A 20915-nucleotide genomic window follows, 5' to 3' on the forward strand; every position below is an offset into this window, starting at 1 on the left:
TTGGCTGGAAACACGTCGAGCAAGGAGTGAAGGCCAAGAAACCGCAGGTCAGGACCCTTCCCGAACCGGCTCCAGGATGGCGACGCACTCCACGTGGTGCGTCATCGGGAAGAGGTCGAAGACGCGCAGGGTGCGGGGCTTGTAGCCGTTCTCCTTGAAGTAGCCAAGGTCGCGCGCCAGGGCCGCCGGGTCGCAGGCCACGTAGGCGATGCGGCGCGCCGAGAGGCCGGCGATGTGGCGGACCGTCTGCTTGCCCGCGCCCGCGCGCGGGGGGTCCAGGACGACCAGGTCGCATTCCGTGATGCCGGTCCGCGGGAGGACCGATTCGACCTTGCCCTGTTCGATGCGGACCCGGGGGAAGTCCGCCAGGTTGTGCCGGGCGTCCTCCACCGCGCGCTTCGTCGACTCGATGCCGAGCACCGCGCCCGTCTCGCCCAGGCGTTCCGCGAGGGCGCCCGCGAAGATGCCGACGCCGCAGTAGAGGTCGAGGGCCATCTCGCCCTTGCGCGGCATCAGGCCCTGCATGACGGCCTTGATCAGGGTGTCGGCGGCCTGGGGGTGGACCTGCCAGAAGCCGCCCATGCCGACGCGGTACGTACGGCCGTCGGCGCGCTCCCGGACGAAGGGGCGACCGTGGACGCGGTGGACGCCGCCGTCCTTCTCCTCCACGCGCAGGACGGAGACGGGCTTGTCCAGCTCCACCAGCGGGAGGCGGCCGCCGGGGCGGGGGGTCAGGACGACCTGGCGGTCGCCCGAGCCGGAGGCGGCGATGGCCTCGACCGTGGCCATCTGGGGCCAGTCCTGCTTCTCGATGCCGAGCTCGCTGACGCCCTGCGCCGCGATCATGCAGTGGTCGATCAGCTCGATGTCGTGCGAGCGGTGCTTGCGCAGGCCGACGCGGCCGTCCTCGTCCACCGCGTACTGCACGCGGGTGCGCCACTGCGGCACCTGCCCCGCCGGGAGCTTGTCGCCCTCGGCCGGCATGACGGTGCCGTCCCAGCCGGCCTCCTCCGGAGTCAGCCCGGCGAGCCGCTTCAGCTGTTCGGCGACGACCTCGCCCTTGAGCCGGCGCTGGGCGCCCGGCTTGGCGTGCTGCCAGTCGCAGCCGCCGCACTTGCCGGGGCCGGCGTACGGGCACGGGGCCTCGACGCGGTCCTTCGAGGCCTCCAGCACCGTGATCGCGTCGGCGCGCAGGAAGCGCGCGTCCGCCTCGCCCTCCGTCACGCGCGCGACGACCTTCTCGCCGGGCAGGGTGTGGCGGACGAACAGCACACGGCCGTCGGCGGTGCGGGCGATGCAGTGCCCGCCGTGCGCGACGGGGCCGACCTCGACCTCGTACTCCTCCCCGACCAGTGACTGCTTCTCGTTCTGCTCGGTCATGGTGGGGAGACTCCAAAAAATCAAGGGGGCACGCGACGGCCGGACAGCCGACCCATCAGTTTACGTCGATACCGTCCGGCCGATCGCCACCGCGGGTCCGCTACTGCTTCGCGCGGTCCTTCGGACGCGGCGCGTCCACCGGGCCCCGGCGCACCGCGCCCGGGGCGTTCCACTCCTGCCGCTTCTTCGCCCGCTTCTTCGCGAGCTCCGAGGACTCCAGCTGGTACGGCACCGAGGTGACCATCACACCGGGCGTGAACAGCAGACGGCCCTTGAGGCGCAGCGCGCTCTGGTTGTGCAGCAGGTGCTCGTACCAGCGGCCGACCACGTACTCCGGGATGTAGACGCTGACCGCGTCGCGCGGGTTCTCGCTGCGCAGGCCCTTGACGTACTCCACCACGGGGCGGGTGATCTCGCGGTACGGGGAGTCGAGGATCTTGAGCGGGACGTTGATGCCGCGCCGGTCCCATTCGTCCCGCAGCGCCTTGGTCTCGGCCGTGTCGACGCTGATGCTGAGCGCCTCCAGGGTGTCCGAGCGGGTCAGCTTGGCGAAGGCCAGGGCGCGCAGCGTGGGCTTGTGCACCTTGGAGACCAGGACGATGGAGTGGACCCGGGAGGGCCGCACGCTGTCGTCGCTCGGCCCCTCGGCCGCCGCGATCTCCTCGGCGACCCGGTCGTAGTGCTTACGGATCGCGGTCATGGTGCCGTAGAAGATCAGCATGCCCAGCAGGGCGACCCACGCGCCGTGCGTGAACTTGGTGGCCAGGACCACGACCAGCACCAGCCCGGTGAAGATCGCACCGAAGGTGTTGATGGCCCGCGAGCGGTGCATCCGGCGGCGGGCCGCCGGGTCCCGCTCGGTGCGCAGGTGGCGGTTCCAGTGCCGGACCATGCCGATCTGGCTGAGCGTGAAGGAGACGAAGACGCCGACGATGTAGAGCTGGATCAGCTTCGTCGAGTCCGCGTCGTAGATCCACACGAGCAGCATGGCAGCGCCCGCGAGCAGCACGATGCCGTTCGAGAAGGCGAGGCGGTCACCGCGGGTGTGCAGCTGGCGCGGCAGGTAGCGGTCCTGGGCGAGGATCGAGCCGAGCAGCGGGAAGCCGTTGTACGCAGTGTTCGCGGCCAGGAACAGGACGAGCGCGGTGGCGGTCGCGAGCAGGATGAACAGGATGCTGCCGTTGCCGAAGACGGCCTCGGCCACCTGGGAGATCACCGGGTGCTGCACGAATTCGGGGCCGACGGGGACGCCGTCCTTGAGCAGGTTGGTGGCGGGCGCCTCGGCCATCCGCACGTCGGTGGCCATGGCCAGGCCGATGATCCCGCAGAACATGGTGACCGCCAGGCCGCCCATCAGGGCGAGGGTGGTGGCCGCGTTCTTGCTCTTGGGCTTACGGAAGGCGGGGACGCCGTTGCTGATCGCCTCGACGCCGGTCAGGGCGGCACAGCCGGAGGAGAAGGCCCGCAGCAGCAGGAAGACCAGTGCGAACCCGGCGAGCCCCTGGTGTTCCGCCTTGATCTGCAGGTCTGCGGTGGGAGCTTGCATGTCGTCGCCCATGACGAGGCCGCGCCAGGCGCCCCAGGCGATCATCACGAAGACGGCGCCGACGAAGACGTACGTGGGAATCGCGAAGAGTTTTCCGGATTCCTTCACACCGCGCAGATTCATCAGCGTGAGCAGCAGAATCATGATCATCGCGGAGAGCACCTTGTGCTCGATCACGAAATGCACGGCGGAGCCGAGATTCTCCACTCCGGAGGAGATCGACACGGCGACGGTCAGGACGTAGTCGACGAGCAGGGCGCTCGCCACGGTGAGGCCGGCTTTGGGGCCGAGATTGGTGTTGGCGACCTCGTAGTCGCCGCCACCGCTCGGGTACGCGTGGACGTTCTGCCGGTAGGACGCGACCACCGTGAACATGAGCACGACGACCGCGGCGGCGATCCAGGGACTGAAGTGGTACGCCGACACCCCCGCGATGGAGAGGACCAGGAGGACCTCGCCAGGGGCATATGCCACTGAGGACAGCGGGTCGGAGGCGAAGACGGGTAGGGCGATCCGCTTGGGGAGGAGCGTTTCTCCGAGGCGGTCGCTGCGCAGCGCCCGGCCGATCAGGATCCGTTTGGGCACGTCGGTCAGTTTGGACACGACAGGATCGTACCCGGGCAGCAAGAAGTCATCTGGGCGACCGCCCGTGTGTAGCGTGGGCGGTGGTCTGAGACCCTGTTAAGCCTGAGCGTGAATGAGGCTGGGGAAACACAGCCGCTGACAGCCGGAAGGACGGCCGTGCACATCGTCATTATGGGCTGCGGAAGGGTGGGCTCCGCCCTCGCGCAGACCTTGGAACAGCAGGGGCATACGGTCGCGGTGATCGACCAGGACCCCACCGCATTCCGCCGGCTGGGAGCCGGATTCGGCGGGCGCCGCGTCACCGGGGTCGGCTTCGACCAGGACACCCTGCGCGAGGCCGGGATCGAGGACGCGGGCGCTTTCGCGGCCGTGAGCAGCGGTGACAATTCCAACATCATCGCTGCCCGGGTGGCCCGCGAGATGTTCGGCGTCGAGAACGTCGCCGCCCGCATCTACGACCCCAAGCGCGCCGAGGTCTACCAGCGCCTGGGCATCCCCACCGTGGCGACCGTGCGGTGGACCGCCGACCAGATGCTGCGCCGGCTGCTGCCCTCCGGTGCCGAGCCGCTGTGGCGCGACCCGAGCGGCGGCGTCCAGCTCGCCGAGGTGCACACCGCCGCCGCCTGGATCGGGCACAAGGTCAGCAAGCTGCAGGACGAGACGGGCGTGCGCGTGGCCTTCCTCACCCGCCTGGGCGAGGCGATGCTGCCGACGTCGCAGACGGTGCTGCAGGAGGGCGACCTCGTGCACGTGATGATGCGCACGGACGAGATCGAAAAGGTCGAGGCCGCCTTGGCCGAGGGGCCCGAGGAGGCACACGCATGAGGGTCGCGATCGCCGGAGCCGGCGCGGTGGGCCGTTCCATCGCGGGCGAGCTGCTGGAGAACGGGCACGAGGTGCTGCTCGTCGACAAGGCGCCGACCGCCATCTCGGTGGAGCGGGTCCCGCAGGCCGAATGGCTGCTGGCGGACGCCTGCGAGATCACCTCGCTGGACGAGGCCGCGCTGCAGCGCTGCAACGTGGTCATCGCCGCGACGGGCGACGACAAGGTCAACCTGGTCGTCTCTCTGCTGGCCAAGACCGAGTACGGGGTGCCGCGCGTGGTGGCCCGGGTCAACAACCCGAAGAACGAGTGGCTCTTCAACGAGTCCTGGGGCGTCGACGTCGCGGTCTCCACGCCGCGCCTGATGTCGGCCCTGGTCGAGGAGGCCGTCAGCGTCGGTGACCTGGTGCGGCTGCTCCGCTTCAGCCACGGCGACGCCAACCTGGTCGAGCTGACGCTGCCCGCCGACTCCTCCGTCGCCGGAACGCAGATCAGCGAGATCACCTGGCCCGAGGACACCTCGCTGGTCACGATCATCCGCGGCAACCGGGTGCTCACCCCGCACGCCGAGGAGACCCTGGAGCCGGGTGACGAACTGCTCTTCGTGGCCGCCCAGGCCCGGGAGGAGCAGCTGGAGGACCTCCTCCAGGCCCGTCAGTAGCAGCCCCGACCGGTTTCCCGGACGAGGACACGGCAAAGACGAGGACACGGGAAAGGGGCGGACCGACCGCGAGGGTCGGACCGCCCCTTCTCACTCCCCGCGGGGCATCGAAATCGCGGGGGTGGGCGGCGGCGGTGCCGTCAGTCCCGGTTCTCCCGAGCGGCAGCGGCAGCAGCCTCGGCGGCCTTCTCGGCCTCCTCCTTGGCCTCCCACTCCGCGATCACGTCGATCGGCGGCGGCGCCTTCGCGAGGAACACCCACGTGAAGTACACCGCCAGCACCATCGGCGGCAGCTTCAGGGCGATCAGCACCCAGCCCAGCTGCGTCGCGTCCCCCCACCAGTACAGCGGGAAGAGGATCGCGTACTTGGCGATGAAGATCAGGCCCCAGGCCAGACTGGCCTTGGTGTACGCCTTCTTGCGCCCCGGGTTGCGGGTGCGCCAGGACAGGTTCTCCTTGAACACCGGCCCCAGCACCACGCCCAGCAGGGGGAACCCCACCAGCGCGGACAGCGTGAAGGCCACCCCGAGCCCGGCCCCGTAGATCATTCCGGGCAGGTAGAAACCCTTCGCGGTGCCGGTGAACAGGGCGAAGGCCACGCCCACGCCCACGCCGAAGACCCCGCTGAAGGCGTGCTTGACCGTGTCCTTGCGCAGCAGTCGCACGATGACCAGCGCCACGGCGACGGCGCCCGCCGCGATCGCGGACATCTTCACGTCCCGGTTGAACGTGTAGATCATCACGAAGAGCAGGCCCGGGAGCATCGTCTCCACGGTGCCCCGGATCCCCCCGAAGGCGTTGAAGAGCGCCGCCTGGGTCACTGCCTTCTGGTCCTCGGCGGGCTCCGCCGCGGCGTGCGTCGCGGGCGTGGACCCGGGGGTCGGCGGTTTGTCGAGTGGCGTCACCGGTCAGTGCTCCTGTCCGAGCGGTCGGAGTTCGTACTTCGGATTGAAGAGGACCCGTCGGCCGTGGCTCATCGCGATCCGCCCGGAAGCGATCATGCGGCGCCCGGGTTCGATTCCCACGATCGAGCGACGCCCGAGCCAGACCACGTCCAGCGCGGCGGAACCGTCGAAGAGCTCCGCCTCCAGGGCGGGCACGCCCGCCCGCGGCCGCAGGGTGACCGTACGCAAGGTGCCGGTCACCTTGACTATCTGGCGGTCGTGGGAATCGCAGATCCGCGTGCACCCCGCGGCCTCTGCGTCCTCCTGCAGCTCCGCCGAATGCAGCTCCTCCTGCGAGGTGGACAGCCGCTCGATCATCCGGCGGAACCGGCCCGCCGGCCGGAGCGGCTTGGCGGACTTCTCGGGACGCGGTTCAGCACTCATACAGGAAGCGTACCGGCGGGCCCGCTACCTCTCGAAGCGGTATCCCATGCCCGGTTCGGTGATGAAGTGCCGCGGATGCGAGGGGTCGGCCCCCAGTTTGCGCCGCAGCTGCGCCATGGAGACGCGCAGGTAGTTCGTCTCGGTCCCGTACGAGGGCCCCCAGACCTCCTGCAGCAGCTGCTTCTGCCCGACCAGCCTGCCGCCGTTGCGCACCAGCACCTCCAGCAGGTGCCATTCGGTCGGCGTGAGCCGTACGTCGCGTCCCTCACGCACCGCCTTCTTGGCGGCCAGGTCCACGGTGAAGCCGTCGGCCTCCACGACGACGTCGTCCCCTCCCGCGGCCGCCCGTGGTGCTCGACGAAGCCGACCACGCAGTCGGCCCCCCGCTCCACCCGACGGTGGCCTTCGGAGAGCATCGCGTACGTCTTGCCCACACCGGGTGCCGCGCCGAGGTGGATCCGTAGCCTGCCGCGTCCCATGCGCCCCATTCTCCGGGACGCCCGCGCCGCTCACGCACCGTTGACCGGCTCTCCGGCGATTCTTGACGCTTCCATGACGACGGCGGGCCGTACCCCGAAGGAGTACGGCCCGCGGCCGAAAACAGTCGTCGACCCTCGTCGTCCGCACGCGGCGACGGCGGTCGCCCGTACGCAGCCGGGTCGGCGGGTCAGCGGACCTCGGTGATCTCCGGGCCGCGCTCCAGCTGGCCCATGCCGCCGGAGAAGCGGGAGCCCTCCTGGTCCTCGCTCTGCACGCCGTCCGGCACCATCTGGGCGTCGTTCGGCAGCTTCAGCACGATCGGGTCGCGCGGAGCCATCGGGCCGTCGCCGCGGACGATGACGGTGTCCCGGAAGATCTGCTCCAGCAGGCCCGCCGACTCGGGGCGCACCGCGCCCTGGCCGGAGATGACCCCGCGCAGGAACCAGCGCGGGCCGTCCACGCCGACGAAGCGGACCAGCTGGGCGCCGGTCTGGCCGTCGGGCATCGGTACGGGCACCTGCGCGCGCAGCTCCCAGCCCAGCGGACCCTCGACCTCGTCGATGATGCCGCCCTGCTGGGTGATGCCCGCGGCGATCTCCTCGCGGACCTCGCCCCAGATGCCTTCCTTCTTCGGTGCGGCGAAGGCCTGGAGCTGCACGGCGCTGTCGCCGAGCACGACCGTCGCGGCGACGATCGCGTCGCCGGCGACCTCGACGCGCAGTTCCATGCCCTCGACACCGGGTACGAGGATGCCGCCGAGGTCGACCCGGCCTTCCGCCGGGGAACCGGGTACCTCGGAGACGTCCCAGGGGCCGTCGGGCCGCGGGGCCGGCGGCAGATTCACCCGGCGGGGGGCGGCGTCGATGTCCTCGCTGCCGTCCTGCTCATCGCCGGCCACGCCGTCCACGACCTGCTCGGCCGCGCCGCCGTCCTTGGCGGAGTCGTTCTTCTTGCGACGTCCGAACACGTCACTGTCCTTCCCGGTCGGATACGACCGAAGCGTAGCCATTCCCACCCTGCTGACCAGCGCCGGATCCGGCCACGGCCGCATGACCACCGGTGGAGCCGAAACCCCCCTCGGCCCGCGCCGAGCCGGGAAGCTCCGCCACCTCGTGGAAGCGCACCTTCTCGACCCTCTGGACAACCAGCTGGGCAATGCGGTCGAAGCGCTCGAACCGGACGCTCTCGCGCGGGTCGAGATTGACCACGATCACCTTGATCTCCCCACGGTACCCGGCATCCACCGTCCCCGGGGCATTCACGAGCGCGAGCCCGCAGCGGGCCGCCAGCCCGGAGCGCGGGTGCACGAAGGCCGCGTACCCGTCGGGCAGGGCGATGGACACCCCCGTGGGCAGCACCGTGCGCTCGCCGGGCGCCAGTTCGGCGGCGACGGTGGTCACCAGGTCGCAGCCGGCATCGCCGGGATGACCGTAGGCGGGGACGGGCACCTCGGGATCGAGGCGCTTGAGCAGCACGTCGATCGAGTGCCGGGTGTCGTGGTTGTTCAAAGCCATCAGGGGTTCACCTCGAAGGCGCGTGCGCGCCTGACCTGGTCCGGGTCGGACATCGCCGCCCGGATCTCCTCGGGCCGACCGTTGTCGATGAAGTGGTCGACCTTCACCTCGATGAAGAGCGCGTCCGCGCGCACGGCGACCGGGCCGCCGGGACCGCCTATCCGGCCGACGGCGGTGGAGTAGATCTTGCGCCCGGCGACGGCGGTCACCTCCGCCTCCAGGTACAGCACGGTGTCCACGGGCACGGGCAGCACGAAGTCGGTCTCCAGCCGCCCGGTCACGGCGATGACGCGCAGCAGCCAGTTCAGGGAGCCCAGCGTCTCGTCGAGCGCGGTGGCGAGCACGCCGCCGTGTGCGAGGCCGGGGGCGCCCTGGTGGGCGGGCTTGACGGTGAACTCGGCGGTGACGCGCACGCCCTCGCCCGCCCGGGCCTCCAGGTGGAGTCCGTGGGGCTGACCCCCGCCGCAGCCGAAACAGTGCTCGTAGTGCGCACCGAGGAGCTCGCCGGGCGCCGGGGCATCGGGGTGCCTGACTGGTGCGGAGGCATCGGCCGGGGGCGTCAACGCTGTGTTTCGTCCACTCACAGGCGCTGACCTTACCCGCGCCGCTACCCGCGGGTCGCCTCGTGGCAGGCTTGGCGCCATGCAGCTCTCCCCCGCGCACCACGACGAACGTCTGACCGCCCCCCGCTCCTGGTGGGGCATCGCCGCACTCATCGGCCTGGCGTGCGCGCTGATGCTGCTGCCGCTGGGCACGCTGCCGCTGCTGGCGGGGCTGGTCGGCGGATCGGCGCTGGCGGGGATCCTGGTGAGCGCGTACGGCTCCGCGCGCGTGCGCGTGGTGAACGGTGCGCTGGCGGCGGGGGACGCGCGGATCCCGGTGGCGGCCCTGGGCGAGCCGGAGGTCCTGGAGCCGGAGGAGGCGCGCGCCTGGCGCACGCACAAGGCGGATGTCCGCGCCTACATGCTGATGCGCAGCTACATCCCGACGGCGGTCCGCGTCCCGGTCACCGACCCGGGCGACCCGACCCCGTACGTCTACGTCTCGACCCGGGAGCCGCAGGCCCTGGCGGCAGCGATCCGGGCGGCCAAGGCGGACTCTGCCGACAGGTGAGGCGCGGGCCCGGCAGGTGAGGCGCGGGCCCTGCGGTTGAGGCGCGGGCCCAGCCGGCTGCAGGCGCGGGCCCCGCTCACGGGGAAGACCGGGCCCGACGCTCGCGGGGAAACCGAGGCCCGGCGGCGGCGCTCAGTCCTTGCCTTCCGGTTCCGGCCCTTCGAGTGCGGCCCAGGCCGCCCCGTCAAGGGGCTGGGAAGGCTGCTCCAGGGGCGGACGGGCTGGCAGCGCCTCCCAGGGCACCGCGCGGCCCTGCAGGTCGGCACGGACCTTCTTGGCGAGTCTGCGGGTGTCGCGGCGGTTCATGACCGCTCCGACGGTGGCGCCGACCATGAACGGAATCAGGTTCGGCAGGTTGCGGACCAGCCGCTTCGTGATCTGCTGGCGCAGTTCGCGCTTCATCTGACCGCCGAGCGCGAAATCCAGCGTCGTCGGCTTGGTCAGGTCCACCCCGCGCTCCTGCGTCCACGCGGTCAGGTAGGCGAGGCTGCGCTCCTTGAGGTTGCCGGGCGGGCGCAGGCCGTACACCTCGTGGAGTTCCGCGATGAGCTTCAGCTCGATGGCCGCGACACCGGTGATCTCCGCGGCCAGTTCCGCCGGCATGGCGGGCGGCACCGGCAGCATCGCCGCGGCGCCGATGCCCGCGCCCACCGTGGACGTGCCGTGCGCGGCGCCCGCGATCAGCTTGTCGGCCAGCTGATCGGGACCGAGGCCCGGGAACTGCGCGCGCAGGGTCGCGAGGTCTCGTACGGGTACGCGCGGGGCGAGCTCGATGACGCGGTCGGTGATGTACAGGGCGGCGGTCCTGGCGCCTTCGCCGCCCCTGCGCACACCGTTTCTGACGGCTTGCATCCGACGAGCCCCGGACCGGTGCCGGGTGCTCTCCTCGGCCCCCGGGGCCGACCGCTCCGCCGGGGCGGAGCGGGAGGACTCGGCGGGCACGCCGGGGGCTCCTGGACCCGTTTCCGGGCCCGTGGCTCCCGCCTGCGACTCCGCCGGGTCACCAGACTTCCGGAAGCGAAGCTTCCGAAACGGGGTCGAGCCGGTCACGGCCGACGCCTCTCAGTCGCAGTCGCGGCAGATCGGCTGACCATTCTTCTCGCGCGCCAGCTGGCTGCGGTGGTGCACGAGGAAGCAGCTCATGCAGGTGAACTCATCGGCCTGCTTGGGCAGGACCCGGACGGCCAGCTCCTCGTTGGAGAGGTCCGCGCCGGGGAGCTCCATGCCCTCCGCCGCATCGAAGTCGTCGACGTCGACGCTGGACGAGGACTTCTCGTTGCGCCGGGCCTTCAGCTCTTCAATGCTGTCGTTGTCGACGTCGTCGTCGGTCTTGCGTGGGGTGTCGTAATCCGTTGCCATTGTTCGCTCTCCCCCTCTGGGATTTAGCGGTGTCTCAGCGCACGTAACGCGCGAGAGGCCGGACTTGTGCCCGACCTGAGGCGGAGATTTTGCCTCACATCAAGGTCTGTTACTCAATCGACACCCAGCCGCCCACCTGAAGGAGCGATCGGCTGGGATGACGACCGGGACCGTACACGGTCCGGGGGCCGTCGTGCACAAACGCCACCCCGTGTATTTCCCGCCGTTCGAGGTGCCGGAAACCCGGACTTCCCGGGCTTTCCGGCACTTCCTGGGGTCACTGAACGCACATGACCCAACACTCGACAATGTGATCGATCACACAGCGCGATCCCTTCCCGCTCCCACGATATTCAGCCGAGAGCGAACAGGAAGGGCGGGGCTCACAGGGGCAAAGTGACACGCATCACGAGGCCACCCCCCTCGCGTGGGGTCGCCGTGATCCGTCCGCCGTGCGCCCGCGCCACGGAGCGCGCGATGGACAGGCCGAGCCCCACACCCTTGTCGCTGCCCGTTCGCTCCGTACGCAGCCGTCTGAAGGGCTCGAAGAGGTTGTCCACCTCGTACGCGGGAACAACGGGACCCGTGTTCGACACGACGAGCACCGCCTCGCCGTGCTGCGCCTCCGTCGTGACCTCCACCCAGCCGCCCTCCGGCACGTTGTACCGCAGGCCGTTCTGCACGAGGTTCAGGGCGATCCGCTCCAGCAGGACGCCGTTGCCCTGGACCACCGCGGGCGCCTGCTCCCCGCGGATCTCCACGCCCTTGGCGGCCGCCTCGACCCGGGCCTGGTCGAGGGCGCGCGAGGCGACCTCCGCCAGGTCCACGGGCTTGCGCTCGACGATCTGGTTCTCGCTCCGGGCGAGCAGCAGCAGGCCCTCGACCAGCTGCTCGCTGCGCTCGTTGGTGGCCAGCAGGGTCTTGCCGAGCTGCTGGAGCTCCACCGGCGCGCCGGGATCCGAGAGGTGCACCTCCAGCAGGGTCCGGTTGATGGCGAGGGGCGTGCGCAGCTCGTGCGACGCGTTCGCCACGAACCTCTGCTGGGCCGTGAAGGCCCGCTCCAGCCGGTCGAGCATCTCGTCGAAGGTGTCGGCGAGCTCCTTGAGCTCGTCGTCCGGCCCGTCCAGCTCGATCCGCCGGGTCAGGTCGGAGCCCACCACCCGGCGGGCGGTGCGGGTGATCTTGCCGAGCGGCGACAGCACCCGCCCGGCCATCGCGTAGCCGAAGGCGAAGGCGATGATGCTCAGGCCCAGCAGGGCCATCAGCGAGCGGCTGAGCAGATCGTCGAGCGCGTGCCGGCGCTGTTCGAGGACGCACTGGCTGATGGCGGCGTTGAACTGGTCGTACGACTGCTCAAGCCCCACCACCCCGGGGCACGTGCTGCTGGTGACCTGGACCTTCTGGCCGCCCACGATCTTGAACGGCAGGGCGTTGCCCTCCCGCAGGGCCTGGGCCGCGAGCAGGTAGATGATCGACAGCAGCAGGATGCCGGCGATCAGGAACATCCCGCCGTACAGCAGGGTGAGGCGTATGCGGATGGTCGGCCGCAGCCAAGGGAAGGGACCCTCGGGCTGCCCGGGGTCCCACGTCGGTTTCGGCGGCGCCGTCGGTGGCGCCGGGGTCGTTGCCACCCGCGTCAGATCCGGTAGCCGGAGCCGGGCACGGTCACGATGACCGGCGGCTCCCCCAGCTTGCGCCGCAGTGTCATGACCGTCACCCGGACCACGTTGGTGAAGGGGTCGGTGTTCTCGTCCCATGCCTTCTCCAGCAGCTGCTCGGCGGAGACCACGGTCCCCTCGCTCCGCATGAGGACCTCCAGAACCGCGAACTCCTTGGGTGCCAGCTGCACCTCCCGGCCCTCGCGGAACACCTCACGGCGGTTCGGGTCCAGCTTGATGCCGGCCCGCTCCAGGACCGGCGGCAGCGCGACGGTGGTGCGCCGCCCGAGGGCCCGCACGCGGGCGGTCAGCTCGGTGAACGCGAAGGGCTTCGGCAGGTAGTCGTCGGCGCCGAGCTCCAGCCCCTCGACCCGGTCGCTCACGTCCCCGGAGGCGGTCAGCATCAGCACCCGGGTGGGCATGCCGAGCTCGACGATCTTCCGGCAGACGTCGTCGCCGTGCACGAGCGGAAGGTCCCGGTCGAGGACGACCACGTCGTAGTCGTTCACCCCGACGCGCTCCAGGGCCGCGGCGCCGTCGTACACGACGTCCACCGCCATGGCCTCCCGGCGCAGTCCGGTGGCCACCGCATCGGCGAGCAGCTGCTCGTCCTCGACGACGAGTACGCGCACGTCGCTTCCTTCCTCCGAGCTCCCCCAGCTACCGCTGGGACGTGCCCCCATCAGGGCACACACGTGTATGGGCGTCGTCCATCCTGCCCTTTTCAGCCGTAAACCGGCTGTAAGACGCCGCTCAGGCCCCCTGGGTCCCATGGAAGTGAGGATTCCCTCGTCTTGCGAGGTTTCTGCGCCCAGGGTGCCGGGGAGGACGAGAGCACACCCCATCCACTCCCTGACGGCGGACTGCCGCGTGCCGACCGCCGCCGACCCACGCAGAGGGGGCGCACCCACATGGACGCATTCACCGCAGGTCTCCTGCAGCGCATCAGGACCACGCAGTCGGACCTCAGGCACGCCCGTGAGACGGGCGACGACTTCCTCGTGGAAGTGGAGCAGGCGGAACTGGAAGACCTCCAGCGCCTCGCAGCCGAGCACGGAGTGCCGGTTTCCGCCTGCTGATCCGAACTCCACCCCCCGGACCCCGGCCGCCCGCCCGGCAGCCGGGGTTCCTTCATGTCCGGGGTCCGCGGTCCGGGGTCCGCGGTCCGGGGTCCGGACTCCGCGGCCCGGGGGCCGGGAACCGGCGGCCTAGGTGCGGGTCAATACAACTAGTCGTGCCAGGCCCCGGCCTCCTCCAACAGCGGCTGGAGCGAGGCGAACACCGCGGGGATGGCGGCCAGCGCCAGCTCCCCCGAGGCGGGCCGCCCCGGGCGCCCGCCCGTCAGCGCCCCGGCCTCCCGGGCGATCAGCTCGCCGGCGGCCAGGTCCCAGGGGTTCAGGCCGCGCTCGTAGTACGCGTCCAGCCGCCCCGCGGCCACGTCGCTGAGGTCCAGCGCCGCCGAGCCGCCCCGGCGGATGTCCCGTACCCGCGGGATCACCACCCGGGCGACCTCGGCCTGCTGCTCCTTGCGGGCCTGGAGGTACGCGAAGCCGGTCCCGACCAGCGCCTGGTCCAGCGGTGCGGCCGCCCGGCAGGCCAGCCGGGCCCCGCCGCTCCACGCGCCGCCCCCGAGCACCGCGTGGTACGTCTCCCCGCGCATGGGCGCGGCCACGACCCCCACCACGGTCTCGCCCCGGTACTCGGCCGCCACCGAGACGCTCCAGCTCGGCAGCCCGTACAGGTAGTTGACGGTGCCGTCCAGCGGGTCCACGACCCAGCGCACGCCGCTCGTCCCCGGGCTGTCCGCGCCCTCCTCGCCCAGCAGCCCGTCCTCGGGCCGCCGCTCCGCGAGGACGGAGGTGATCAGCTTCTCCGCCGCGATGTCCATCTCGGTCACCACGTCGATCGGGCTGCTCTTCGTCTTCGTCACCGCCAGGTCGGCGGGCCGGCCGTCCCGGAGGAGCTCTCCGGCCCGCCGGGCGGCCTCCAGGCCCACGTCGAGCAGCTCGGCCTTCAGTTCCTCTGGGATCACGATCGGTCCCACCCTCCTACGCGTAGGGGCTGTCGGCGCCCGCGGCGGCCGGACGCGGGCTGCGCGAGGGGCAGCAGCCCACGGCGCACAGGTCGTGGGACGCGCCCAGCAGTCCCAGCCAGCATTCCTCGGGCGACTCGCCGCGTTCCTTCGCGGCGCGCTCCAGGACCAGTTCCCGTACGGCTTCGGCGAAGCGCGGATCGGCGCCGACGGTCGCGGAGCGCGCCGCCGGCAGGCCCAGCTCGGCCGCCTTGGCGGCGGCTTCGGTGTCGAGGTCGTACAGGACCTCCATGTGGTCCGACACGAAGCCGATCGGCACCATGACGACGGCCGGTGCGCCCTCCCCGTGCAGGGCTTCCAGGTGGTCGCAGATGTCGGGTTCCAGCCAGGGGATGTGCGGGGCGCCGCTGCGGGACTGGTAGACGAGCTGCCAGGGGTGGGCCCGGCCGGTCCGCTGCGCGACCGCCTCGGCGATCACCCGGGCGACGTCGAGGTGCTGCTTGACGTACGCCCCGCCCTCGCCGTCCTCGGTGTGGTCCTCGACGGGGCCGGAGGTGTCGGCCGCGGCGGTCGGGATCGAGTGGGTGGTGAAAGCGAGGTGCGCGCCGTCCCGGACCTCCTCGGGCAGCGACTCCAGGGCGCCGAGCACCCCGTCGATCATGGGCTCCACGAAGCCGGGGTGGTTGAAGTAGTGCCGCAGCTTGTCCACCCGCGGCAGCGCCAGGCCTTCCCCTTCGAGGGTCGCCAGTGCGTCGGCGAGGTTCTCCCGGTACTGCCGGCAGCCGGAGTACGAGGCGTACGCGCTGGTGGCGAGCACCGCGATCCGGCGGCGGCCGTCCTGGACCATCTCGCGCAGGACATCGGTCAGGTACGGCGACCAGTTCCGGTTCCCCCAGTACACGGGCAAGTCCAGCCCGTGCTCGGCGAAGTCCTTGCGCAGGGCGTCCAGCAGTTCGCGGTTCTGCGCGTTGATCGGGCTGACGCCGCCGAAGCCGAAGTAGTGCTGCCCGACCTCCTTGAGGCGTTCGCGCGGGATGCCGCGCCCGCGCGTGACGTTCTCCAGGAAGGGCACGACGTCGTCGGGTCCCTCGGGACCGCCGAAGGAGAGCAGGAGCAGGGCGTCGTACGGGCGGGCCGTGCCGCCCTCGCCCGGGGCGGGGTTCGGGAGCTGGTCAGACATGTCCCGAATCCTGCCACCCGCCGCCGACCGCCGGTAACCGGCCTCACCGGCCGGACACCCGTTCCCACAGGTAAGGTAGCCCTTACTTCCCTCGTCCCTTCTCCTCACCCCGTGCGGGCGCCGCAGAGCGGACGTAATCTGTACGGGCTGTTCACGTCCCTTACGGAGCCCTCCTTGCCGAGCCCCTACCGCGCGATTTTCGCCGCCCCCGGAACCAAGGGGTTCAGCGCCGCCGGACTCATCGGGCGGATGCCGATCGCCATGGTCGGCGTGGGCGTCCTGACGATGATCACCGAGATCGACGGCCGCTACGCCCTGGCCGGCGCGCTCACGGCCACCATCGCGCTCTCCGCCGCCGTCCTGGGCCCGCAGATATCCCGCCTCGTGGACCAGTACGGCCAGCGGCGGGTGCTGCGGCCGGCGACCCTGGTGGCCGTGGCCGCCGTGTCGGCCCTGCTCGTCGCGGCTGCCAACGGCTGGCCGGACTGGACCCTGTTCGTCTTCTCCGCCGTCGCGGGCTGCGTGCCGAGCGTGGGATCGATGGTCCGCGCACGCTGGAGCGCCCTCTACCACGACACCCCCCAACTCCACACGGCGTACTCCTTCGAGTCCGTCCTGGACGAGGTCTGCTTCATCCTGGGCCCGCCCGTGGCCACGACGCTGTCCGCGAGCTGGTTCCCCGAGGCCGGTCCGCTCGTCGCGACCGTCTGCCTGCTCGTCGGCGTCTGGTGGCTCACCGCCCTGCGCGGCACCGAGCCGAAGCCCCATCCGCGCCACGAACAGCCCGACGCCTCCTCGGCCCTGCGCTCGCGCGGGCTGCAGGTCCTGGTGGCCACCTTCGTGGCGACCGGAGCGATCTTCGGCTCCATCGACGTGGCGACACTGGCCTTCGCCGAGGAGCACGGCCACAAGTCCGCCACCGGCTTCGTCCTCGCCGTCTGGGCCCTCGGGTCCTGTCTGGCGGGCATCGTCTTCGGACTGCTGCGCTTCCAGGGCCGGGTGGAAATCCGCTGGGTCCTGGGCATCTGTGCGATGGCCGTGAGTATGATCCCCCTCCTACTGGCCGGGAACCTTCCGTTTCTGTCGGTGGCGCTCTTCGTCTCGGGCCTCGCCATCGCTCCCACGATGGTCACCACGATGGCCCTGATCGAGGCGCACGTACCACGCGAAAAGCTGACCGAGGGCATGACCTGGACCAGCACCGGGCTCGCGGTCGGCGTCGCGATCGGCTCCTCGGTGGCCGGCTGGGTGATCGACGCGGCCGGCGCCAGGACCGGGTACGTCGTCTCCATCTCGGCGGGGGCGGCCGCGGCGGCGGTGGCGTTCGCGGGATTCCGCCGGCTGACGAGGCCGGCGCAAGGGGAGGAGCGCTCCACCGATGGGGACGGCGACAGCAGCGAACTACGGGACCGCGTGGCGTAACTGGGCGGGCAACGTCTCGGCCACTCCGGCCCGGGTGGTGACCCCGGCCTCGGTCGGGGAGCTTCAGGAGGCGGTCCGGCGGGCCGCCGAGGACGGCCTGCGGGTGAAGGCGGTGGGCACCGGCCACTCCTTCACCGCCGCCGCCGCGACGGACGGGGTGCTCGTACGCCCGCAGGCGCTGGCCGGGATCCGCGCGATCGACCGGGAAGCCGGCACCGTCACCGTGGCGGCGGGCACCGCGCTCAAGGACCTCAACCGGGCCTTGGCGCGCGAGGGCCTCTCGCTCACCAACATGGGCGACATCATGGAGCAGACCGTCTCCGGCGCCACCAGCACCGGCACCCACGGCACGGGCCGCGATTCCGCCTCCATCGCCGCCCAAATCCGCGGCCTGGAGCTGGTCACCGCCGACGGCCGGCTGCTGACCTGCTCCGAGAAGGAGAATCCCGAGGTCTTCGCGGCGGCCCGGATCGGCATCGGGGCCCTCGGCATCGTCACCGCGCTCACCTTCGCCGTGGAGCCGCTGTTCTTCCTGACCGCCCGTGAGGAGCCCATGGGCTTCGACCGGGTGACCGCGGAGTTCGAGCAGCACTTCGCGGAGAACGAGCACTTCGAGTTCTACTGGTTCCCGCACACCGGCAACTGCAACACCAAGCGCAACAACCGCAGCCAGGGCCCTGCGGCCCCGCCCGGGGCTCTGAGCGCCTGGGTCGAGGACGAGCTGCTGTCCAACGGCGTCTTCCAGGCCGTCAACTCGCTGGGCCGCGCCGTCCCCGCCACCATCCCGTCCATCGCCCGGATCGCCAGCCGGGCGCTGTCCGCCCGGACCTACACGGACATCCCGTACAAGGTGTTCACCAGTCCGCGCCGCGTGCGCTTCGTGGAGATGGAGTACGCCCTTCCGCGCGAGCAGGTGGTCGAGGCCCTGCGGGAGCTGCGGGCGATGGTGGACCGCTCCGGGCTGCGGATCAGCTTCCCGGTGGAGGTGCGGACGGCTCCGGCGGACGACATCGCGCTGTCGACGGCCTCGGGGCGCGACACGGCGTACATCGCGGTGCACATGTACCGGGGCACCCCGTACCAGGCCTACTTCACGGCCGCCGAGCAGATCTTCACGGCGCACGGCGGCCGGCCGCACTGGGGCAAGGTCCACACGCGGGACGCGGAGTACTTCTCCCGGGCCTACCCGCGCTTCGGCGAGTTCACCGCACTGCGGGACCGGCTGGACCCGGACCGGCTGTTCGGCAACGACTACCTGCGGCGCGTCCTCGGAGACTGACCGGAGGCGCCCCGGGGACTGACCGGAGGCGCCCCGGGGACTGACCGGGACTCAGGAGCGGCCGGGCAGCGGGGCGTCCGGCCGCTCCCCCGCCGACCCGGCGAAGCCAAAGTTCCATTTCTGCGGATTCTGTGAAGCACACCACCCGAAAACGGGCAGGTCCGCAGGTCCGGCCCGATCCGGGGCAGCCCAACTGCCGCCGCCTCGGACAAGTTCGGCGGCGCGGCGGTCCACCCAGGTGGCCCGAATGGAGTACTGTGGCGAGCCCTGGGGCCGTCCTTCCTTTCGGATGTCCGGACCCGGGAGAGGGAGCCGGCTGATGGAGAAACGGCACTCAAGACCGGTGATGCCGCGGCATTGCACGGATCCTGCTGCGCACAGTAATCACTCGGTCACTGTGTGTGCCCAACAGGTAACCGTGCCATAACGGCGATCAAGGGCGCATGCCCGACACGCCGGTTGAACTCGGCAAGGTTGTGGCAGGCTGCACCCGGGCAGGCCACACTCGACTAGCGGAAGCAGCGACGCACGTGACGTCGGCAGGCACCACCCGGGAGGTCCCCATGCCCGAACTGCGTGTCGTGGCCGTCTCAAATGACGGCACACGACTGGTGCTCAAGGCTGCGGACAGCACGGAGTACACGCTTCCGATCGACGAACGGCTGCGGGCTGCCGTGCGCAACGACCGCGCACGCCTCAATCAGATCGAGATCGAGGTGGAGAGCCACCTCCGCCCCCGCGACATCCAGGCCCGCATACGGGCCGGTGCCTCCGCGGAGGAGGTCGCCCAGTTCGCCGGCATCCCCGTCGAGCGCGTACGCCGCTTCGAGGGCCCCGTGCTCGCCGAGCGCGCGTTCATGGCGGAGCGGGCGCGCAAGACTCCCGTACGCCGTCCCGGCGAGAACACCGGACCGCAGCTCGGCGAGGCCGTGCAGGAGCGGCTGACGCTGCGCGGCGCGGAGAAGGAGTCGGTCCAGTGGGACTCCTGGCGCCGCGACGACGGCACCTGGGAAGTACTGCTGGTGTACCGGGTCGCAGGGGAACCGCACTCGGCGAGCTGGACGTACGACCCGCCGCGCCGGCTGGTCGTCGCCGTGGACGACGAGGCCCGCTCCCTGATCGGCGAGGCGGACGACCTGCCCGCGACCCCGGAGCCGAGCTTCCCGTTCGTGCCGAGGATCGCGCGGCTGCCGCGGGACCGGCCGCTGGACCGCGCCCTCGACCGGCAGTTGGAGCGGGCCGCCAACCACACGGCCCCGACACCCGAGCCGGAGGAGGAGCGGGACTCCCTGACCAGCCTGCTGGAAGCGGTCCCGAGCTTCCGCGGCGACCTGGTGGTTCCCGAACGCACCGACGTCCCCGCGGAGGAGCCGGAGGCAGAGGAGCCCCCGGCCGCGTCGGCGGGCGCCGGGGCCGGAGCCGCGTACGCGGACGTGCTCATGCCGCGCACGGTGGCGGGCCACCGGGAACGCCTGACCGGCACCACCGACCGCCAGGCGGAGGCCGACGGGGTCCGCCCCGGCCGTCGCGCGGCGGTTCCCAGCTGGGACGAGATCGTCTTCGGCACCCGCCGCAAGAAACAGGAGTAGCAGGAGGCTCGGGCAGGCGGGCGCCCCTCGGCGCCGCCCGCCCGCTCCGCCCGCTGCGGCCGCCCGCTCCGGGCGCCGTTACCGCGGGTCCGCTCCCGTGGCGACCGGGCGCCGCGGGTCCGAGGACCAGTCCGACCAGCTGCCCGCGTAGAGGGCCGACCGGATCCCCGCCACCTCCAGCGCGAGTACCTCCTGCGCGCCGGAAACCCCCGAACCGCAGTACACGCCGACCGGGGCCCGCCCCGTGACCCCGAGCGCGGTGAAGCGCGCCCGCAGGTCCTCCGGTGCGAGGAACCGCCCGTCCGGGCCCAGGTTCTCGGTGGTCGGGGCCGACACCGCACCCGGGATGTGCCCGCCCACCGGGTCGATCGGCTCGACCTCGCCGCGGTAGCGCTCCCCCGCGCGGGCGTCCAGGAGGATGCCCTGGCGCGCGAGCGCAGCTGCCGCGTCCGCGTCCAGGAGCCCGACCGCCCCCGGAGTTGGCTTGAAATCCCCTTCCGCTGCGGAAACGGCGTCGGCGGACACCGTGCCGCCCGCCTCCCTCCACGCGGTCAGGCCCCCGTCCAGCACCCGCACGTCCCGGTGCCCCGTCCAGCGCAGCAGCCACCAGGCCCGCGCCGCTCCCCAGCCCTGACCCCCGTCGTACGCCACCACCGGCACGTCGGCGCAGACCCCGGCCCGGCGCATCACCGCCCCGAATTCCTCCGGATCGGGCAGCGGGTGGCGCCCGCCCCGCCCGTCCGGACGCACCGGACCTGCCAGTTCGCGATCGAGGTCGACGTACACCGCACCCGGCAGGTGGCCGGCCTCGTACGCGGGCCGCAGGTCGGGGCCGCCGAGCTGCCAGCGGACGTCCAGCAGCACCGGCGGCCGCCCACCGGCCAGCTCGGCCATCAGTTCGGACGCGGAGAGGATCGGGGAGCGCGCGGGGTTCTCAGTCATACGGCCCATCTTCCTCCCACCTCG

At 71.6% G+C, this 20915-nt stretch carries 21 protein-coding genes and 2 pseudogenes; 7 read left to right on the forward strand and 16 right to left on the reverse strand.

What is annotated here, in order from left to right; genetic code table 11:
- Positions 1-48: 48 nt before the first annotated feature.
- Entirely contained in the window at positions 49-1380 is a 1332-nt protein-coding gene (locus AC0666_RS17250) for a class I SAM-dependent RNA methyltransferase (protein ID WP_478707872.1), read from the reverse strand.
- 100 nt (positions 1381-1480) lie between these two features.
- A complete protein-coding gene (locus tag AC0666_RS17255; protein ID WP_468971248.1) occupies positions 1481-3529 on the reverse strand; it encodes an APC family permease in 2049 nt (682 codons plus the stop codon).
- 138 nt (positions 3530-3667) lie between these two features.
- Between AC0666_RS17255 and AC0666_RS17260 the strand changes: the two genes are divergently transcribed.
- Both AC0666_RS17260 and AC0666_RS17265 read left to right on the forward strand, forming a co-directional pair.
- A complete protein-coding gene (locus AC0666_RS17260; protein WP_361713972.1) occupies positions 3668-4336 on the forward strand; it encodes a potassium channel family protein in 669 nt (222 codons plus the stop codon).
- A complete protein-coding gene (locus AC0666_RS17265) occupies positions 4333-4995 on the forward strand; it encodes a potassium channel family protein (protein ID WP_361713973.1) in 663 nt (220 codons plus the stop codon). Before AC0666_RS17260 ends, AC0666_RS17265 begins: the two co-directional genes overlap by 4 nt.
- 140 nt (positions 4996-5135) lie before the next feature.
- On the opposite strand, the gene AC0666_RS17270 is transcribed toward AC0666_RS17265, so the two are convergent.
- The 7 genes and pseudogenes from AC0666_RS17270 to AC0666_RS17300 form a co-directional block, all read right to left on the reverse strand.
- Positions 5136-5900, reverse strand: a complete 765-nt coding sequence (locus tag AC0666_RS17270) for a DUF3159 domain-containing protein (protein WP_468971251.1) — start codon at positions 5898-5900, stop codon at positions 5136-5138.
- Between the two features lie 3 nt (positions 5901-5903).
- Entirely contained in the window at positions 5904-6323 is a 420-nt protein-coding gene (locus tag AC0666_RS17275) for an OB-fold nucleic acid binding domain-containing protein (RefSeq protein ID WP_361713975.1), read from the reverse strand.
- A 24-nt stretch (positions 6324-6347) separates the two neighbouring features.
- Positions 6348-6701 (reverse strand): annotated as a pseudogene (locus AC0666_RS17280) (winged helix-turn-helix domain-containing protein); the annotation flags it as partial.
- Positions 6659-6802: pseudogene (locus AC0666_RS17285) on the reverse strand (sensor histidine kinase KdpD); the annotation flags it as partial. The pseudogenes AC0666_RS17285 and AC0666_RS17280, both read right to left, overlap by 43 nt.
- A 188-nt stretch (positions 6803-6990) precedes the next feature.
- Positions 6991-7770, reverse strand: coding sequence for a DUF3710 domain-containing protein (locus AC0666_RS17290; protein ID WP_468585200.1), 780 nt, complete (start codon positions 7768-7770; stop codon positions 6991-6993).
- A 1-nt stretch (position 7771) separates the two neighbouring features.
- On the reverse strand, positions 7772-8317 hold the full coding sequence (gene dut / locus AC0666_RS17295; protein WP_468585201.1) for a dUTP diphosphatase: 546 nt from the start codon (positions 8315-8317) through the stop codon (positions 7772-7774).
- Positions 8317-8901, reverse strand: a complete 585-nt coding sequence (locus AC0666_RS17300; protein WP_361713983.1) for a PaaI family thioesterase — start codon at positions 8899-8901, stop codon at positions 8317-8319. Before AC0666_RS17300 ends, dut begins: the two co-directional genes overlap by 1 nt.
- A gap of 58 nt (positions 8902-8959) precedes the next feature.
- On the opposite strand from AC0666_RS17300, the gene AC0666_RS17305 reads away from it, so the two are divergent.
- Positions 8960-9430, forward strand: coding sequence for a DUF3093 domain-containing protein (locus AC0666_RS17305; protein ID WP_468971253.1), 471 nt, complete (start codon positions 8960-8962; stop codon positions 9428-9430).
- A 132-nt stretch (positions 9431-9562) separates the two neighbouring features.
- Here the strand turns inward: AC0666_RS17305 and AC0666_RS17310 are convergent, their stop codons facing one another.
- The 4 genes from AC0666_RS17310 to AC0666_RS17325 form a co-directional block, all read right to left on the reverse strand.
- Positions 9563-10480, reverse strand: a complete 918-nt coding sequence (locus tag AC0666_RS17310; RefSeq protein WP_468971255.1) for a hypothetical protein — start codon at positions 10478-10480, stop codon at positions 9563-9565.
- A gap of 12 nt (positions 10481-10492) precedes the next feature.
- Complete coding sequence (locus AC0666_RS17315; RefSeq protein ID WP_030154344.1) at positions 10493-10789, reverse strand: DUF4193 domain-containing protein; 297 nt, start codon at positions 10787-10789, stop codon at positions 10493-10495.
- A gap of 383 nt (positions 10790-11172) precedes the next feature.
- Positions 11173-12420: a sensor histidine kinase gene (locus tag AC0666_RS17320; RefSeq protein WP_468585205.1), complete on the reverse strand. Its 1248-nt coding sequence runs from the start codon at positions 12418-12420 to the stop codon at positions 11173-11175.
- Positions 12421-12425: 5 nt separating this feature from the next.
- On the reverse strand, positions 12426-13079 hold the full coding sequence (locus AC0666_RS17325) for a response regulator transcription factor (protein WP_030036265.1): 654 nt from the start codon (positions 13077-13079) through the stop codon (positions 12426-12428).
- Between the two features lie 279 nt (positions 13080-13358).
- Between AC0666_RS17325 and AC0666_RS17330 the strand changes: the two genes are divergently transcribed.
- A complete protein-coding gene (locus AC0666_RS17330; RefSeq protein WP_356848478.1) occupies positions 13359-13526 on the forward strand; it encodes a hypothetical protein in 168 nt (55 codons plus the stop codon).
- Positions 13527-13675: 149 nt separating this feature from the next.
- Here the strand turns inward: AC0666_RS17330 and AC0666_RS17335 are convergent, their stop codons facing one another.
- Positions 13676-14479 (reverse strand): inositol monophosphatase family protein, encoded by an 804-nt coding sequence (locus AC0666_RS17335; RefSeq protein ID WP_478707873.1) that lies wholly within the window; start codon positions 14477-14479, stop codon positions 13676-13678.
- Positions 14480-14495: 16 nt separating this feature from the next.
- A complete protein-coding gene (locus tag AC0666_RS17340) occupies positions 14496-15659 on the reverse strand; it encodes a ferrochelatase (protein WP_468971259.1) in 1164 nt (387 codons plus the stop codon).
- Between the two features lie 174 nt (positions 15660-15833).
- Here AC0666_RS17340 and AC0666_RS17345 point away from each other — a divergent pair, with 174 nt between their 5' ends.
- The 3 genes from AC0666_RS17345 to sepH all read left to right on the forward strand — a co-directional run bounded on the left by AC0666_RS17345 (position 15834) and on the right by sepH (position 19949).
- The gene (locus AC0666_RS17345) at positions 15834-17081 is read left to right on the forward strand and encodes an MFS transporter (protein WP_468971261.1); all 1248 of its coding nucleotides are present in this window, start codon (positions 15834-15836) and stop codon (positions 17079-17081) included.
- Complete coding sequence (locus AC0666_RS17350) at positions 17038-18360, forward strand: D-arabinono-1,4-lactone oxidase (protein WP_468971263.1); 1323 nt, start codon at positions 17038-17040, stop codon at positions 18358-18360. The genes AC0666_RS17345 and AC0666_RS17350 overlap by 44 nt, the downstream gene beginning before the upstream one ends.
- Positions 18361-18890: 530 nt before the next feature.
- Positions 18891-19949: a septation protein SepH gene (gene sepH, locus AC0666_RS17355; RefSeq protein ID WP_468971264.1), complete on the forward strand. Its 1059-nt coding sequence runs from the start codon at positions 18891-18893 to the stop codon at positions 19947-19949.
- A 78-nt stretch (positions 19950-20027) separates the two neighbouring features.
- On the opposite strand, the gene AC0666_RS17360 is transcribed toward sepH, so the two are convergent.
- Positions 20028-20891, reverse strand: coding sequence for a sulfurtransferase (locus tag AC0666_RS17360; RefSeq protein WP_468971266.1), 864 nt, complete (start codon positions 20889-20891; stop codon positions 20028-20030).
- Positions 20892-20915: the final 24 nt, after the last annotated feature.

It is taken from the genome of Streptomyces sp. NPDC043680 (assembly GCF_056436685.1).

Coding starts and splice junctions, on each gene's coding strand:
- AC0666_RS17265 (WP_361713973.1), top strand. CDS start 4,333: ATGAGGGTCGCGATCGCCGGAGCCGGCGCGGTGGGCCGTTCCATCGCG.
- AC0666_RS17330 (WP_356848478.1), top strand. CDS start 13,359: ATGGACGCATTCACCGCAGGTCTCCTGCAGCGCATCAGGACCACGCAG.
- AC0666_RS17315 (WP_030154344.1), bottom strand. CDS start 10,789: ATGGCAACGGATTACGACACCCCACGCAAGACCGACGACGACGTCGAC.
- AC0666_RS17305 (WP_468971253.1), top strand. CDS start 8,960: ATGCAGCTCTCCCCCGCGCACCACGACGAACGTCTGACCGCCCCCCGC.
- AC0666_RS17350 (WP_468971263.1), top strand. CDS start 17,038: ATGGGGACGGCGACAGCAGCGAACTACGGGACCGCGTGGCGTAACTGG.
- AC0666_RS17360 (WP_468971266.1), bottom strand. CDS start 20,891: ATGACTGAGAACCCCGCGCGCTCCCCGATCCTCTCCGCGTCCGAACTG.
- AC0666_RS17340 (WP_468971259.1), bottom strand. CDS start 15,659: ATGTCTGACCAGCTCCCGAACCCCGCCCCGGGCGAGGGCGGCACGGCC.
- dut (WP_468585201.1), bottom strand. CDS start 8,317: ATGGCTTTGAACAACCACGACACCCGGCACTCGATCGACGTGCTGCTC.
- AC0666_RS17250 (WP_478707872.1), bottom strand. CDS start 1,380: ATGACCGAGCAGAACGAGAAGCAGTCACTGGTCGGGGAGGAGTACGAG.
- AC0666_RS17275 (WP_361713975.1), bottom strand. CDS start 6,323: ATGAGTGCTGAACCGCGTCCCGAGAAGTCCGCCAAGCCGCTCCGGCCG.